This window comes from Streptomyces pactum, from assembly GCF_016031615.1.
In the GTDB taxonomy this organism is placed as follows: domain Bacteria; phylum Actinomycetota; class Actinomycetes; order Streptomycetales; family Streptomycetaceae; genus Streptomyces; species Streptomyces pactus.
Map to the genome: position 1 here is coordinate 5,299,851 of NZ_JACYXC010000001.1, position 15,718 is coordinate 5,315,568.

Sequence of the window (15,718 nt, forward strand, 5' to 3'; positions counted from 1 at the left end):
GCGTACGCGCGACTGCGGTCGGTGCCCGGTCCCAGGGGCCGGTGCGCGGGCTGGGCGGGTCAGCCGCCGGCGCGCTCCACCCGCTCCCAGAAGTGGTCCACGATGTGCTCCAGGAACTCCCGTGCCCCGGCCGCCGCGTTGTCCCCCACCGCCCCCCGGCTCAGGGTCGCGGCCATCCGGGCCTGGTAGTCGGAGTGCAGGGACTTCAGGGCCGCCTCCAGCCGCGGGCGGGGCAGCGGGACCAGCTTGCCGATCTTCTTCACATACGCCTGCCAGCGGGTCTCCACCGCGGAGTTCAGCAACCCCGCCAGCTGCTTGTCCCGCCCGGTGACCTGGAAGAACGACGGCAGCGGCAGGCGCAGGACCTCGGCCAGTTTGGTGGCCTGGCTGTCGTTGCCGGTCCACGTGCCGGACTGTTCCATGCGCTCGTAGTCATGGGGGTCCATCCCGATGCGCATCGCCACGTCGATGGGGGCCAGGCCCTGGGCCACCCGGTGTTCGCGCAGGGTGCTGGGCGCGCCCAGCAGGTCACCGGGGGAGCACCACAGGGCTCCGGCGAGCGCCATCAGTTCCGTTTCGCTGGGGAACGCCTCGCCCAGTTCCCAGGCGGCCACCGTGGCCGGCGGGACCTGGAGCCCGTAGGCGGCGTGGATGCCGTAGGAGACGTGGGCGTGGGTCATGCCCAGGGCCTCGCGGAGTCGGCGCGCGGCATTGGGATCAAACGACGGGTTCCGGGGCTCGGCCGTATAGGACGGGTGCACAAGAGAACCGTAACCGTACGCCCGTAGGGGTGACCGAACGCGAGATGACATCGTCATGACCCTGCCACCGATGCGGGGTGCCGGTCAGCCCTTGACGGCGCCGCCCAGCGCGAAGCCGCCGCCCAGCCGCCGCGCGACGATGACGTACAGGAGAACCACGGGTGTCGAGTAGAGAATCGAGAACGCCGCGAGCTGCCCGTACACCACCGAGCCGTAGTTGCCGAAGAAGGTGAAGATGGTGACCGAGGCCGGCATGAGGTCCGGAGACAGCAGCAGCATGAAGGGGACAAAGAAGTTTCCCCACATCATGATGAAGCAGTAGACGGTGACCACCCCGACGCCCGGCGCCATGAGCGGCAGGACCACCGCGGTCAGCGTCCGGAACCACGAGGCGCCGTCGGTCCAGGCCGCCTCCTCCAGGCTCACCGGCACCGCGTCCATGAAGTTCTTCATCAGCCAGATGGCGAACGGCAGTTCCGAGGCGGCCAGGAACAGGGCGGTGCCGTACCGGGTGTCGATCAGCTCGACCTGGACGAACAGACCGTACACCGGAATCATGATCGCGGTGATCGGCAGGCAGGTGGTGAACAGCACGGTGAGCAGGTACGGGCGCACCAGCCGCGACCGGTACCGCGACAGCGGGTAGGCCGCCAGCGCCGCGCAGCACACCGTGACCGCCGCCGCCCCGCCGCACAGCAGCAGGCTGTTGACCATCGGGGTGAAGGTCATCTCCTCGTTCCACACCGCCGAGAAGTTCCCGCCGGTCGGAGGGGACGGCACGTCCGTGCGCAGCGTCGCCTCCCGGTCCACCGAGGCGAGCACCAGCCACACCAGCGGCGCCGCGAACGCCGCGGCCACCGCCAGCAGCGCGGCGTCCGCCGCCAGCCGCCGCCGCACCCTGCGGTCGCGGAACCGGCCCGTGACACCCCCCGGTGCCCGACCCCGCGGCGGCCGCGGTGCCGCACCGCGCCCCGGGGCGCTCACCGGGTCTCCTCGCGCAGCAGCCGCAGGTACACCGTCGCGAACACCGCGCCGACCAGCAGCAACAGCAGCGCGATCGCGGTGCCGTAGCCGATCAGGCTCTTCAGGAACGCCTGGTCGTACATGAACACCGGCAGGGTCTGGCTGCGGTTGCCCGGCCCGCCGCGCGTCATCGCCCAGATCAGCCCGAACACCGAGAGCGTCTGGAGGGTGTTGAGCATCAGGTTGGTGCCGATGGCACGGCGGATCACCGGCAGCGTCACGTACCACAGCCGGCGCACCCCGCTCGCCCCGTCCACCTCGGCGGCCTCCTCGACCTCCTTGGGCACCGCGTCCAGCGCAGCCGAGTAGACCAGCATGGAGAACGCCGTGCCGCGCCAGACGTTGGCGAAAGACACGGCCAGGATGGGCAGCGTGAACAGCCAGTTCTGGGCGGGCAGCCCGAGCTGGTCCAGCACCGCGTTCAAGGTGCCCTCGCGGCGGAAGAACGCGTACAGCAGGAAGCCCGCCACGATCTCCGGCAGCACCCACGCGGCGATCACCACCGCCCCGGTCAGGATGCGCACCGGCCGGGAGGCGCGGCGCATCAGCACCGCCAGCGCCAGCCCCAGGGTGTTCTGCCCGATCACCGAGGAGACGATGGTGAACACCAGGGTGAGCACCACGGCGTTGCGGAAGTCCGGGTCGCCGAAGGCCCGCCGGAAGTTGTCCAGCCCCACGAAGGAGGTGGACGAGGAGCCGGTCAGCCGCATGTCGGTGAGGGCGAGGTAGACGCAGTAGCAGATCGGCCCGCCCAGGAAGAGCAGCAGCAGCACGGTCGCCGGCGCCAGCGGCAGCCAGCGCAGCGGCCGGCGGCGGGGCGCGGTGCGGAGCCCGGCGCCGGTCATCGGTCCCGCTTCACCACGGCGCCGCCGGTGATGTCCCGCAGCGCCGCGTCGTAGCCGGCGGCCGCCTCGGCGGGGGAGGCGTCGCCGGTGGTCACCGCCTCCATCGCCTCACCGATCGCGGAGGACACCTGCGGGTAGACCGGGAGCGCCGGCCGGTAGTGGGTGTGGCGCACCAGCTGGGTGAAGAACTCGACCCCGGGCATCGAGCGCCGGTACTCCGGGTCGGCGGCGACGTCCTCGCGGACGGCGATCTGCGCCCCGACCACCGCCCATCTGACAGCGTTGTCCCTGCGTTGGGCGGTGGTGACGAACGACCAGGCCAGCTCCGGCTTGCCGGAGCGCGCGGAGATCGCCCACGCCCAGCCGCCGGACATGCTCACCCGGCCCGGCGGGGCGCCGGTCCGGGTCGGCATCGGCGCCTGGCCCAGCAGCTGCGACCACTGCGGCCACGGCTTGCCGCCGGACTCGATCCAGTGCTGGCCCATCCACGATCCGTCCAGCGCGATGGCCAGCTTGCCCTCCGGCAGCCACTCGTTGGCGACGTTGGTGCCCACGTTGGCGTCGAGCGCGTCGGAGACGTCCGGGCCGAGCTTCTCGTCGTAGACGGTCCGGATGAACTCCAGCGACTGCCGGAACCCCGCGCCGCCGACCACCCACTTCTTCGCGCCCGGGTCGTACAGCGGGTCCGGGCCGGTGCCGTACAGCAGCATCTCGAACCCCTGCATCACCGCCGTCTCGCCGGGCGCCTTGCCGGTGTAGACGTTCAGCGGGACGACGCCGGGGACCTTCCGCTTGACGGTCCGGGCCGCGTCGAGGATGTCCGCCCAGTTCTTCGGCCGCCAGTCGCCGGGCAGTCCGGCCTTGGCGAAGATGTCCTTGTTGAACCACAGCCCGCGGGTGTCGGTGCCGTCCGGGACCCCGTACGTCCGGCCGTCCTCGCCCCGGGTCGCGCGCCGGGCGCTGTCCAGGTACCGCTCCCACTCCGGCCACTTCGCCAGGTGGTCGTCGAGCGGGCGCAGGTACCCGGCCTCGATGTCGGAGCCGATCCGGAAGGTGTCCTCGTGCACCACGTCCGGCGCGGTCCGCGCCGACCGCATCATCTGCTGCACCTTGACGGAGTAGTCCGTCTCGGTCGCCTGGATCGGGATGAGCTTGACCTTCTTGCCGGGGTTCGCCTTCTCGAACTGCCTCTTGACCCCGGCGAGGTACTCGTCCTTGAACCGGTTGGCGTTGTCGGTGCTGCGGTTGTAGACGACCTTGACGGTGTCCGGGTCGCCGCCCGGCCCGCTCCCGCACGCGGTCAGGCCCGCGGTGGCGACGAGGGCGGCGGCGAGGGCCAGCGGAGCGGTGGGGCGCACGGCACGACCTCCTGGGAGCCTCGGGGGCTGTGCGGTGACCGTATGGTCGCGGTGAGTGAAACGCAATCCCCGTGACCGGGTGGACGCGGCGCGTCCGCCGGCTCGTCCGGCGCCGGGCGCCGTGCGCTCCGGGTGCGCGCCCCGGTGCCCGCCCGGGCGGGCGGCGCGGGGAGTGACGTCGGGGCGCACGGCGACGGGGTACGTGGCTACCCGTCAGGCGCCGGGCAGCCAGCGGTAGACCAGCTCCGGGCGGCCCACCTGGCCGTACTGCGGGGTGCGGGCCGCCCGGCCGGAGGCCACCAGGTGTTCCAGGTAGCGGCGGGCGGTGATCCGGGAGATGCCCACCGCCTCCGCCGTGGCCGCCGCGGACAGGCCGCCCTCGGCGGCCCGGAGGCTGCCGGTCACCGCGCGCAGGGTGGCCTGGGTCAGGCCCTTGGGCAGCGCGGCCGGCTGCGGTGCGCGGAGCGCGGCGAGGGCCCGGTCCACCTCGTCCTGCCCGCTGGCCTCCCCGGCGCTCGCCCGGAACTCCGCGTACCGCAGCAGCCGGTCCCGGAGCGTGGCGAAGGCGAACGGCTTCAGCACGTACTGCACCACGCCGAGCGACACGCCCTCCCGCACCACCGCCAGGTCCCGCGCCGAGGTGACGGCGATCACGTCCGCGGTGTGGCCGGCGGCGCGCAGCGTACGCATCAGGCGCAGGCCGTGCCCGTCGGGGAGGTAGAAGTCGAGCAGCAGCAGGTCCGCCGGTGACCGCTCCAGCTGCCGCAGCGCGGCGCCGCCGGAGTGCACCGCGCCGGCCACCCGGAAGCCGGGCACCCGGGAGACGTACAGGGCGTGCGCGTCCGCCGCCACCGGGTCGTCCTCGACGACCAGCACGCTGATCTCGGTCGGCGTGCCCATGGGAAACCTGCCTTTCCAGCGGGCCGGCGCCCGGGAGCCGGCCGCGGTCGGTGAGACCGGCCGCGCGGCGCCGGGGGGACGGTCGCGGCGCGGGCCGCGCCGGGGTGCGGGCCGGGCGGGGTCCGCCGACGCGGCGGTCGCGCATCCTATGACGGCGGAAGCCGTCCGGGCGATGCCCGGAGCCGCCCGGATGCGACCGGCCGCGCCCGGTATCCGCCCGTTCGGGCCGCCGTGCCCGAACCGGTACCCGGGCCCGTACGCTCTTCGCCGCCGCTCGTCACCGGGTCCGTACGTCCTCGCCGCCCGTGCCGCCGCTCGTGCCTGGGCCCGTCGTCCGCCGCCGTTCGTACCCCTCGGCCGGCACGGGCACCTGACCGGGCGCCACCGGGAGCCGGGGCCGCGCCCCTGTACCCCACCGGGGCCGCGCCCCCGTACCCCCCGCCGGGGCAGCCGCGCCGCCGTCCGTCCCGCACGTCACCCCGGCGGTGCCGTGCCCCCCGATGCCCCCGGTCGCCGCCCGGGCCGGTGTCCGCACGCCCTTCACCGCCCCGCCGCCCGTATCCGCGGACCGGCGCGGGCGCCTGACCAGGCGTCACCGGGGCGGGGCCGTACCCCCGCCACCCGACGCCCGCCACCCGGCGCCGGGGCGGGCGCCGTTCACACCGGTTCCGGCTGTCCGGAGCACGCGGCCAGCGGCAGCCGGACGGTGAACGCGGCGCCGCCGTGTCCGGACGCGGTCACCCGTACCGTGCCGGAGTGGCGGCGCGCGGTCTGCCGGACCAGTGCCAGCCCCAGGCCGCGGCCGGGACCGGACGGGGGCGCCGCCTTGGTGCTCCAGCCGCGGCGGAACAGTTCCGTGACCGCCGACGGGTCCACCCCGGCGCCGGTGTCCTCCACCCGCAGCAGCAGTTCGCCGTCGGCGGCGCGGGCGGTCACCAGCACCCGGGGCCGGCGGGCCGCCGGCTCCCCGGACGCGCCGGCGTCCGGCGGCCCCGGGTGCGCCGCGCCGCCCCGGTGGAGCGGCTCGCCCGCGGTGGCGTCCAGCGCGTTGTCGATCAGGTTGCCCAGGATGGTCACCAGGTCCCGGGGCGGGAGGCCGGCCGGCAGCACCCCGTCGTCGATCCGGCTGTCCGGCGTCAGCACCAGCTCCACGCCCCGCTCGTTGGCCTGCGCGGCCTTCCCCAGCAGCAGTGCCGCCAGCACCGGTTCGGCCACCGCGCCCACCACCTGGTCGGTCAGCGCCTGGGCCAGCTCCAGTTCGGCGGTGGCGAACTCCACCGCCTCGTCGGCGCGCCCCAGCTCGATCAGCGACACCACGGCGTGCAGCCGGTTCGCCGCCTCGTGCGCCTGCGAGCGCAGCGCCTCGGCGAACCCGCGGATGGAGTCCAGCTCGCCCGAGAGCGTCTGGAGTTCGGTGTGGTCGCGCAGGGTGACGACGGTGCCGCGCCGCTCCCCGCTGGTCACCGGCGAGGTGTTGACCACCAGCACCCGGTCGGTGGTCAGGTGGAGTTCGTCCACCCGCTCCTCGTCGCCGAGCAGGGCCTGGGTGAGCCGGGAGGGCAGCCCGAGGTCGGAGACGGCCCGGCCCACCGCGTCCGGCGGCAGCCCGAGCAGCTCCCGCGCCCCGTCGTTGACCAGCACCACCCGTCGCCGCCCGTCGAGCAGCAGCAGCCCCTCCCGCACCGCGTGCAGCGTCGCCTGGTGGTAGGCGTACATCCGGCTCAGCTCGGCGGCGTTCATCCCCTGGGTGTGGCGCCGCAGCCGCGAGTTGACCACGTAGGTCCCGGCTCCGCCCACCAGCAGCGCGGCCAGCGCCACACCGATCAGGGCGAGTAACTGGCCGCGGATGCGGGCGCTGATCTCGTCCACCGTGATGCCCGCGCTGACCAGGCCGACGATCCGGTCGCCGTCCCGGATCGGGGTCACCACCCGCACCGAGGCGCCCAGGGTGCCGGTGTAGGTCTCGCTGAAGGTGGTGCCCTCCAGCGCCGGGCGGGTGTGGCCCAGGAAGCTCTCCCCTATCCGCGCCGGATCGGGGTGCGTCCAGCGGATGCCCTGCGGCGACATGATGGTCACGAAGGCGACGCCGGTGTCCTTCCGGACCCGCTCCGCGTACGGCTGGAGCACCGCCGACGGATCAGGGGAGCGCGCCGCGCGCACCACCGAGGGGGCGGCGGCCACCGCCGTCGCCGCCGCTGTGGCCTGCCGCCGGGCCGACGCCTCGGCCTGCCGCAGATCGGTGAGGTACGTGAACACCGCGCACCCGACGACCACCGCGGCGACCAGGACCACCTGCACCGCGAAGAGCTGGCCGGCCAGGCTGCGGGGGCGGGGAACGCGCATGGCGATCAGTCTCCCCGGGCCGCGCGCGTGAACGAAATGAACGGAAGGGTGACCGCCGTCACAGCGCGGTGCATAGTCGCCGGGACCGATCAGACGTGCGGGCCGCGCCCGCGCCCGGCACGGAGGAGGAGGCAGCCGTGGCCACGCAGACCCCAGCCCCGAGATCTCCGGGACACCCCCGGAGGGACCGGACCCACTATCTGTACCTCGCCGTGATCGGCGCGGTCCTGCTGGGCATCGCGGTGGGATTCGCCGCGCCCGGCACGGCCGTCGAACTGAAGCCGATCGGCACCGGGTTCGTCAACCTGATCAAGATGATGATCTCGCCGATCATCTTCTGCACGATCGTCCTCGGCGTCGGCTCGGTCCGCAAGGCCGCCAAGGTCGGCGCGGTCGGCGGGCTCGCGCTCGGCTACTTCCTCCTCATGTCCACCGTCGCGCTCGCCATCGGCCTGCTGGTGGGCAACCTGCTGGAACCGGGCAGCGGCCTGGAACTGACCACCGAGGCGGCGAAGGCCGGCCAGGGGCAGGCCGAGGGGGCGAGCGAGTCCACCGAGGAGTTCCTGCTCGGCATCATCCCCACCACCCTGGTCTCCGCCTTCACCGAGGGCGAGGTGCTGCAGACCCTGCTGGTGGCGCTGTTCGCCGGCTTCGCCCTCCAGGCGATGGGCGCGGCCGGGGAGCCGGTGCTGCGCGGCATCGGCCACATCCAGCGCCTGGTCTTCCGCATCCTGTCGATGATCATGTGGGCGGCCCCGGTCGGCGCGTTCGGCGCCATCGCGGCGGTCATCGGGCAGACCGGCACCGACGCGCTGCGGTCCCTCGCCGTCATCATGATCGGCTTCTACGTCACCTGCTTCCTCTTCGTCTTCCTGGTGCTCGGCGCGGTGCTGCGGCTGGTCGCCGGCGTCAACGTCCTGGCGCTGCTGAAGTACCTGGGACGGGAGTTCCTGCTGATCGTGTCCACCTCGTCGTCGGAATCGGCGCTGCCGCGCCTGATCGCCAAGATGGAACACGCCGGCGTCAGCAAGCCGGTGGTCGGCATCACCGTCCCCACCGGCTACTCCTTCAACCTCGACGGCACCGCCATCTACCTGACGATGGCCTCCCTCTTCATCGCCGAGGCGATGGGCGACCCGCTCTCCCTCGGACAGCAGATCTCGCTGCTCCTGTTCATGATCATCGCGTCCAAGGGCGCGGCCGGGGTCACCGGCGCCGGCATGGCCACGCTCGCCGGCGGGCTCCAGTCCCACCGCCCCGAACTCGTGGACGGCGTCGGCCTGATCGTCGGCATCGACCGCTTCATGAGCGAGGCGCGCGCCCTGACCAACTTCGCGGGCAACGCGGTGGCCACCGTCCTGGTCGGCACCTGGACCAAGGAGATCGACCGGGAGCGGATGCGGGAGGTCCTCGCCGGGCGCCTGCCGTTCGACGAGACGACGCTGCTGGACGACGGTCACGGCGCCCCCGCTCCCGAGAACCCGGCAGGTCAGGAGGGCCGTTCCGGGACCCCCGCGGCGACTGCCGAGGGAACTGCGCGGGGCGGCGCGGCGTCCCAGGAGAAGACCGCCGCCGTCTGACCCACGGCCACCCACCCGGGTGTGCGGCGCCCCACTCGGCGCACATCCGTTCCCGGCCGGCCGGCCGCCTGGCCGCTCACGACGAGGCGGACGGCCCGGCCCCCGCGGGCGGGCGGGACCCGGTTCCACCGAACCCGGGCCCGCCCGCCCGTGCGCATGCGGTGTCCGCGGGTGCCGGCCGCAGGCTCCTTCCCGAGGCCGCCCTCCCCGCGCGTACCGGTGGTGCGGGCCGGCCCCGGGGTGCCGATACGCCGACCGCCCGTACCCGGGCAGGTGTCCGGCGGGCGTGGGTCCGGCCCGGGTGCGTCCGGGCCGTCCGCCGCCGCGCGGGGGCCAGGGCACCGGGCCGTCCACCGCGGCACCGGCCCGCCGTCGGCGCGGTCAGCCGCCCCCCACCGCCGCACCCGCCTCCGCATCCGCCGCCCCCGCATCCTCCGCCGCCCCCCGCAGCCGCCCCCCACCGCCGCTGCTCCCGCCCCCCGCCGCGCTTGCCCTTGCCGTCGCCGCCGGACGTGATGATCGCCAGCCCGACCGCGACGATGATCACGACCCAGACCCACCCGTCCATCGGAGTCCCCCCTCTCCACCGCCGCGGGCCCGGTCCTCGCGGCCCGTCGGTCGGACCGTCCCCGGGACACCGTGGTGCAGCGGACCACGCTCCGGCCGCACCGCCCGGTTCCGTTCCGGGAGCCGGGCGCCATGTGCCGGGCGGCCGGAAAGCGACGGTCAGGGTGGGGAACCGGCCGGGGCGGGGAGCGACGTGGCCGGTCACGCCGCGCTCCGGCGGTCACCGCGAAGGCCCGGCGGGTCCCCGTCGCCGGGTGACGCGGCGGAAATCCGACGCAGCGCCGGGAGGCCGGGGGCCACCGGACCCAGCGGCTCCGCCGACCCGGGTGAGTCCGCCGGACAGGGCCGCCCCCCGCCGACGGGGCGAGTCCGCCGGCCCGGCCGGCCCGAGGCCGGAGCCCGCCGGGTCGGGGGCAGCTCCCCCCGATCCCCGCTCCCGCCGCCCCCGTCGAGCTGAGGCCGCCCTGCCACCGCTCCCACCGGCCGGTGCGCCCGCCGGCCTCCGGGCCCCCTCGCCGGGCGCGCCCGGTGTCTGTCCTGGCCGCCCGCACCGATGCCCGCCGATTGCCCGCGACCGACCGCCCGGCGGGCGGCGCCGGGCGGCTGATTATCATCGGGGCCGGGACAGGGGAAGCCGTCCCCCGGGCCGGCGACCGGCCGGGTACCCGGGCCTGCCGAAGGAGAGCCGCGCGTGATGTTCGAGGTGGGCCGGGCCGTCCCCGGCGCGGACACGCCGCACCCGCGGTGCCGGCCGGTGCGGCGGATCCCCCGGCCGGGGTCCGCGTGATGCGCTCCCGCCGCCGGCTGCTCGCCGCCGGCCTCGCCGTACCGCTGCTGCTCGTCGCGCTGTACCTGGCCTTCGGGGACGCGCTGCGCCCCGACGGGGACGGTGGGGTGCGGGTGGCCGTACCGGAGAGCGACCGGACCACCGCCCGGATCTGCGCCGAGCTCATCGACGCCGTCCCGTCGACCGTCGCCGGCGCCGAGCGGCGCGAGACCCGGCCCGGCTCGCGGCTGACGGCGGCCTGGGGCGACCCGGCGATCGTGCTGCGCTGCGGGGTGCCGCGGCCGGACGAGATGAACCGGGCCACCGCCACCGGTGCGAAGATCGGCGAGGTGGACTGGATGCTGGAGAGCCCGGGGGAGGACGGCCGGCACCGCTGCACCACCGCGCTGCGCACCGTCTACGTCGAGGTCTCCATCCCCGGCAGCTACCAGGACGTGACCCCGCTGGAGGACCTGGCCGAGGCGATCCGGAAGACCGTGCCCGCCGGTATCTCGGACGCGTGATCCCCGCCGGTGTCCCGGGCGCGTGACCCCGCGGGCGTCGCCGGCGCCCCGTCGCGGTCCGGTAACCCCCATAGGCCCCCGGGGCCCGGCCCCGCCCGGGGCCCGTACGGTGATCCCCTCCCGTGCCTCACGCGACCCACGGGACGGCACGGCCCGCCGGTGGTGGCCCCGGCACCGGACGCCGGGCGGCCCGCGCCCGCGGGCGGTGGCAGCCCGGCCCTCGGCCCCCGGCCCCCGGCAGCCCGGCCGACCGCCGGCCGCGGGAGGCCGGTCAGGCCGGGCGGAACCAGACGGTGGCCAGGGGCGGCAGCACCGGCCGGACGCTGGCGGGCCGGCCGTGCCAGGGGACCGGTTCCGCCCTCAGCGGCTCCGGGTTGGCCACCCCGCTCCCGCCGTAGGCCCCGGCGTCGGTGTTGAGCACCTCCCGCCACCGCGCGATCCGCTCCGGAACCCCCAGCCGGTACCCGTGGCGGACCACCGGCGAGAAGTTGCTGACCGCCAGCAGCGGGGAGCCCTGGGCGTCGAAGCGGAGGAAGGCGAACACGTTGTCGTCGGCGGCGTCCCCGGCCACCCAGGCGAACCCGTCCGGCACGGTGTCCCGCTGCCACAGCGCGGGCGTGGCGGTGTAGCACCGGTTGAGGTCGCGCACCAGGTTCCGCACCCCCCGGTGGTCACCGGCGGAGTGGTAGGAGTCGTCCAGCAGCCACCACTCCGGCCCGTGCTCGTGCGACCACTCCGCCCCCTGCGCGAACTCCTGCCCCATGAACAGCAGCTGCTTGCCCGGATGGGCCCACATGAAGCCCAGGTAGGCGCGGTGCGTGGCGCGCCGCTGCCACCAGTCGCCCGGCATCTTCGACACCAGTGCCCGCTTGCCGTGCACCACCTCGTCATGGCTGATCGGCAGCACGTAGTTCTCGCTGTACGCGTAGACCATGGAGAAGGTCATCTCGTGGTGGTGGTACCTGCGGTGCACCGGCTCGTGCGCCACGTAACCCAGCGAGTCGTGCATCCAGCCCATGTTCCACTTCAGCCCGAAGCCCAGACCGCCGAAGCCGTCCGGCCCCACCAGGTGGGTGGGCCGGGTCACGCCGTTCCAGGCGGTGGACTCCTCGGCGATGGTCACCACCCCCGGGCAGCGCCGGTAGACGGTGGCGTTCATCTCCTGGAGGAAGGCGACCGCGTCCAGGTCCTCCCGCCCGCCCCGGGCGTTGGGCGTCCACTGGCCCTCCTCCCGGGAGTAGTCCAGGTAGAGCATCGAGGCCACCGCGTCCACCCGCAGCCCGTCCACGTGGAACTCCTCGCACCAGTACACCGCGTTGGCCACCAGGAAGTTCCGCACCTCGGTCCGCCCGTAGTCGAACTCCAGCGTCCCCCAGTCGGGGTGCGCGGCGCGCCGCGGGTCGGCGTGCTCGTACAGCGCGGTGCCGTCGAAGCGGGCCAGTGCCCAGTCGTCGCGCGGGAAGTGCGCCGGCACCCAGTCCACGATCACCCCGATGCCCGCCCGGTGCAGCGCGTCCACCAGGTACTTGAAGTCGTCGGGCGTGCCCAGCCGGGCGGTGGGGGCGTAGAAACCGGTGACCTGGTAGCCCCAGGAGCCGCCGAACGGGTGCTCGGCGACCGGCATGAACTCCACATGGGTGAAGCCCAGGTCCCGTACGTAGCCGGGCAGCTGCTCGGCGAGCTGCCGGTAGGACAGGCCCGGGCGCCAGGACGGCAGGTGCACCTCGTACACCGACATCGGCGCCTCGTGGACCCGGCGGGCGGCCCGGGCGGCCAGCCACGCCCCGTCCTGCCAGCGGTGGTGCGAGGCGTACACCACCGAGGCGTTCGCCGGCGGGCACTCGGTGCGCCGGGCCATCGGGTCCGCGTGCCGGGTCCGCCGGCCGTCCGGGCAGACGATCTCGTACTTGTACAGCGCCCCCTCGCCGACCCCGGGCACGAACAGCTCCCACACCCCGCTGCGGCCCAGCGACCGCATCGGGAAGGCGGTGCCGTCCCAGTAGTTGAAGTCGCCGATGAGCCGGACCCCGCGGGCGTTGGGCGCCCACACGGTGAAGCGGGTGCCGGTGACGCCCTGGTGGGTCATCGGACGCGCGCCGAGCGCCTGCCACAGCTGCTCGTGCCGGCCCTCGCCGATCAGGTGCAGGTCGAAGTCGCCGAGGGCGGGCAGGAAGCGGTACGGGTCGCACAGCTCCAGCTCCTCCTCCCCGTAGGTGACGAGCAGCCGGTAGTCGGGCACCTCGCGCAGCGGCAGCACCGCGGCGAAGAACCCGTCGCCCTCCGGGTACAGCTCGGCCCGGAGTCCCTTGGCGGTCACCACCACCGAACGGGCGAAGGGCCGCAGCGCCCGGACGGCCACCCCGCCGGGCACCGGACGCGCCCCCAGCAGGGCGTGCGGGTCGTGATGGCACCCGTCCAGCAGCCGCTGCCGCTCGCCGGGATCCGCCGGCGGGGCCGGACGGGCGCCCCGGCTCCGGACCTCCGGCCCCGGACCGGCCGGGAACCCACCGGACCCGGGCCCGGACCCGTCGGGTCCGTACCCGGGCGCACCGGGGGCCGTGGGCGCCCCCGGTGCGGGGGCGCAGGGACGTCCGGCCACCGGGCGCGCGCCCGCCGTGGTGACCGCTGCCGCGCCACCGGGGAACGCCGCACCGGCCGTCCGCGGGGCGCGGGGCGTCGGCGGCTCGGTGTACGAGGAGGCCCGGCGGCGCACGGAAGGCGGCCGGGCCACGGCGAGGTGGTCGGCCGCGGACCCGGCGGGCCCCTCGACGACGGCCTCGTCGGACGGATCGGGAGACGGCGGTCGTACGGTCACGGGGTGGTCCTCCTGGGGGTACCCGGCCCTGCCGGACCGGGGGTGCTCGGGGAAAGAACGGGGAGGGGCTCGTCCCGGATCGGAGGCCGGGGCGGGCGGGCCGGACGGTGGGGGGGGAAGGGAGACGGGGAGCGGACGTACGGGGGCGAGCGGGGGAGCGGGACGGGAAACGGAGGGAACAGAGGGAACGGGATGAGAGGAACGGGGGAGGGGGAGTGGGGCGACGGGCGGGTGAGGGAACGGTTCAGCGGTCGTCGGCCGGAGGGGGGAAGCCGGACAGCCGGCGGATGGCGGACATCGGGACGGACAGCCAGTCGGGCCGGTGCCGCGCCTCGTAGAGCACCTCGTAGACGGCCTTGTCGGTCTCGTACGCGCGCAGCAGCTCCGGCTCGTCGCGGGGGTCGGCGCCGGACGCCTCGGCGTAGCCGGAGCAGTAGGCCGCCCGGGTCGACCGGGCCCAGTCGTCGTCCCGCTCCGCGCCCCGCCCGTCGTCCGGGGCCGGCCCGTTGCGGACGGCCACCGCCGCGGCGTAGTCGAAGGAGCGCAGCATCCCGGCGATGTCGCGGACGGTCGGCTGCGGCCGGCGGCGTTCGGCCAGCGGCCGGGACGGCTCGCCCTCGAAGTCGATCAGCGACCACGGCCCGTCCCCGGCGGTCCGCAGCACCTGGCCCAGGTGCAGGTCGCCGTGGATGCGCTGGGCCGCCCAGGTGCGCCCGGCGCGGCCCAGTCCGGCCAGGTCGTCGAAGGCGGTGCGCAGCCGGGGGCGGTAGGGGTGCAGCGCGGGCACCGCCGCGGCGGCGGCGTCCAGCCGCGCCGACATGGCCGCCGCCAGCCGCTCGATCTGCGGCCGTCGCAGCACGGCGGTCGGCAGCGCGTCCGCCATCGCCAGGTGCACCTCGGCGGTGGCCCGGCCCAGCGCGTGCGCGGCGGCGGTGAAGTCCGCCCGCCGGGCCAGCGCCCGCAGCGCCAGCTGCCAGCCGTCGGTGGACCCGGCGAGATACGGCTGGAGCACGCCGAGGGTGTAGGGCGGGGACTTGCCGGTGGCCGGCGCGGTGCAGAACCAGGCCGCCGGCGACGGCACCCGGGTGCAGCCGGTGCGGGCCAGCGCCAGCGGGAGTTCCAGGTCCGGGTTCTCCCCGGGGCTGACTCGGCGGAACACCTTCAGGATGTACGTTTCTCCGAACACGACCGAGGAGTTGGACTGCTCCGCGGTCACCAGCTGGGGGGTGAGCACCGCCGGGATGGTGGTGGAGGGCTCGCGTACGAAGAGCAGCGGGCCGAGCCGGCCGGGCATCCGCAGGCGCTCCAGCAGCACCGCGGCGAGCCGGGGGTCGCCCAGGCCCTCGTAGACGGTGTAGCCCTGGAGCGGGCCGCCCGTCGGCCGGCCGATCAGGGCGGGGGCGAGCCGGGGCGGCAGGGTGGCCCGGACGCCCAGCAGGATCTGGTAGCAGTCCGCGGACGGTTCCCCCGCCGGCGAGCCGGGCTGTCTGGCCCGGACCAGCAGATGGAGCAGTCCCGGGGTGGCGCCCCCCGCCGGGCACGGCAGCAGCTCGGTCGCGGAGACGAGCGTGAACCCGGTGACCGCCCGGCCCTTGCCGGCGAACCAGCGCTGCCGGGGCAGCCACTCGGCGAGCAGCGGCGCCAGCGAGGGCAGCAGTCCGGCGGGGCCGTGGGCGTGCGTCACCACGGCGGCGCGCGGCGCGACCGTCGAGGGGCGCTCCGCCCTCCGGGTGAGAGGGGGTTCCGGCATGGCGTCGCGTCCTTTCCCCGGGGCCCACGACGGACAGGCCAAAGTGTCCCGGATTGTCACCTGAGCCCGGCGGCGGCGCGGTGGCGGTACCCCCGTACGGAGTCGGTGGCGAGCGGTACGGCGAGGGGCGCGGCCAGGGGCACGGAAGCGGGCCGGTCCCCGCGGGCGGCGGCGCGGCGAAACGTTCGTGGCGTCAGGTCGCCGCCACCCGGCCTTCGGGGGGCCCGGGTGTGGGCGGTGGGCCGGGGAGCGGCGGGACCGGAAGGGGTGAGGTCCCGGGGCGGCGGGGGTGCCGGACCGCCCGGGGCACCAGGACAGGGTCAGGGGCACCCGGAGGGGGCCAGGGCCCTGGTCGGGGTCGGGGGCACCAGGAGGGGATCGGGAGGCCGGTCCGGCCGGTGAGTGGGCCGGGGCGGTGGTACGTGCCGCTGCGTCCGGCCGGCCCCCGGTGTCCGGAGCCGGTCCGGCGCGGTGGCGGGGCCGGTC

Annotated in this window: 10 protein-coding genes; 2 read left to right on the plus strand and 8 right to left on the minus strand. The window is 75.4% G+C overall.

Annotation, left to right across the window (positions count from 1 at the left end; translation table 11 throughout):
* Positions 1-59: 59 nt before the first annotated feature.
* From IHE55_RS20885 to IHE55_RS20910, 6 genes are all read right to left on the minus strand, one after another.
* Positions 60-680: a helix-turn-helix domain-containing protein gene (locus tag IHE55_RS20885; RefSeq protein WP_232265649.1), complete on the minus strand. Its 621-nt coding sequence runs from the start codon at positions 678-680 to the stop codon at positions 60-62.
* A 165-nt stretch (positions 681-845) separates the two neighbouring features.
* Complete coding sequence (locus IHE55_RS20890; RefSeq protein WP_307826760.1) at positions 846-1,658, minus strand: carbohydrate ABC transporter permease; 813 nt, start codon at positions 1,656-1,658, stop codon at positions 846-848.
* Positions 1,659-1,741: 83 nt separating this feature from the next.
* Positions 1,742-2,629, minus strand: coding sequence for a carbohydrate ABC transporter permease (locus IHE55_RS20895; RefSeq protein WP_197990413.1), 888 nt, complete (start codon positions 2,627-2,629; stop codon positions 1,742-1,744).
* On the minus strand, positions 2,626-3,987 hold the full coding sequence (locus tag IHE55_RS20900; RefSeq protein WP_197990414.1) for an ABC transporter substrate-binding protein: 1,362 nt from the start codon (positions 3,985-3,987) through the stop codon (positions 2,626-2,628). Before IHE55_RS20900 ends, IHE55_RS20895 begins: the two co-directional genes overlap by 4 nt.
* A 213-nt stretch (positions 3,988-4,200) precedes the next feature.
* Positions 4,201-4,887 (minus strand): response regulator, encoded by a 687-nt coding sequence (locus IHE55_RS20905; protein WP_197990415.1) that lies wholly within the window; start codon positions 4,885-4,887, stop codon positions 4,201-4,203.
* Between the two features lie 657 nt (positions 4,888-5,544).
* Positions 5,545-7,230 (minus strand): sensor histidine kinase, encoded by a 1,686-nt coding sequence (locus IHE55_RS20910; RefSeq protein ID WP_197990416.1) that lies wholly within the window; start codon positions 7,228-7,230, stop codon positions 5,545-5,547.
* Between the two features lie 137 nt (positions 7,231-7,367).
* Between IHE55_RS20910 and IHE55_RS20915 the strand changes: the two genes are divergently transcribed.
* Both IHE55_RS20915 and IHE55_RS20920 read left to right on the plus strand, forming a co-directional pair.
* Positions 7,368-8,810: a cation:dicarboxylate symporter family transporter gene (locus tag IHE55_RS20915; protein WP_197990417.1), complete on the plus strand. Its 1,443-nt coding sequence runs from the start codon at positions 7,368-7,370 to the stop codon at positions 8,808-8,810.
* 1,353 nt (positions 8,811-10,163) lie between these two features.
* Complete coding sequence (locus IHE55_RS20920) at positions 10,164-10,667, plus strand: DUF3515 domain-containing protein (protein ID WP_197990418.1); 504 nt, start codon at positions 10,164-10,166, stop codon at positions 10,665-10,667.
* Between the two features lie 271 nt (positions 10,668-10,938).
* Here IHE55_RS20920 and glgB read toward each other — a convergent pair whose 3' ends face one another.
* Complete coding sequence (gene glgB / locus IHE55_RS20925; protein WP_232266616.1) at positions 10,939-13,089, minus strand: 1,4-alpha-glucan branching enzyme; 2,151 nt, start codon at positions 13,087-13,089, stop codon at positions 10,939-10,941.
* Between the two features lie 637 nt (positions 13,090-13,726).
* Positions 13,727-15,232 (minus strand): maltokinase N-terminal cap-like domain-containing protein, encoded by a 1,506-nt coding sequence (locus IHE55_RS20930; RefSeq protein WP_197990419.1) that lies wholly within the window; start codon positions 15,230-15,232, stop codon positions 13,727-13,729.
* Between the last annotated feature and the right edge of the window lie 486 nt (positions 15,233-15,718).

Excerpts from the sequence above, each read along its gene's own strand:
- IHE55_RS20895 (WP_197990413.1), bottom strand. The coding sequence starts at position 2,629 with ATGACCGGCGCCGGGCTCCGCACCGCGCCCCGCCGCCGGCCGCTGCGC.
- IHE55_RS20910 (WP_197990416.1), bottom strand. The coding sequence starts at position 7,230 with ATGCGCGTTCCCCGCCCCCGCAGCCTGGCCGGCCAGCTCTTCGCGGTG.
- IHE55_RS20930 (WP_197990419.1), bottom strand. The coding sequence starts at position 15,232 with ATGCCGGAACCCCCTCTCACCCGGAGGGCGGAGCGCCCCTCGACGGTC.
- IHE55_RS20920 (WP_197990418.1), top strand. The coding sequence starts at position 10,164 with ATGCGCTCCCGCCGCCGGCTGCTCGCCGCCGGCCTCGCCGTACCGCTG.
- IHE55_RS20885 (WP_232265649.1), bottom strand. The coding sequence starts at position 680 with ATGACCCACGCCCACGTCTCCTACGGCATCCACGCCGCCTACGGGCTC.
- IHE55_RS20905 (WP_197990415.1), bottom strand. The coding sequence starts at position 4,887 with ATGGGCACGCCGACCGAGATCAGCGTGCTGGTCGTCGAGGACGACCCG.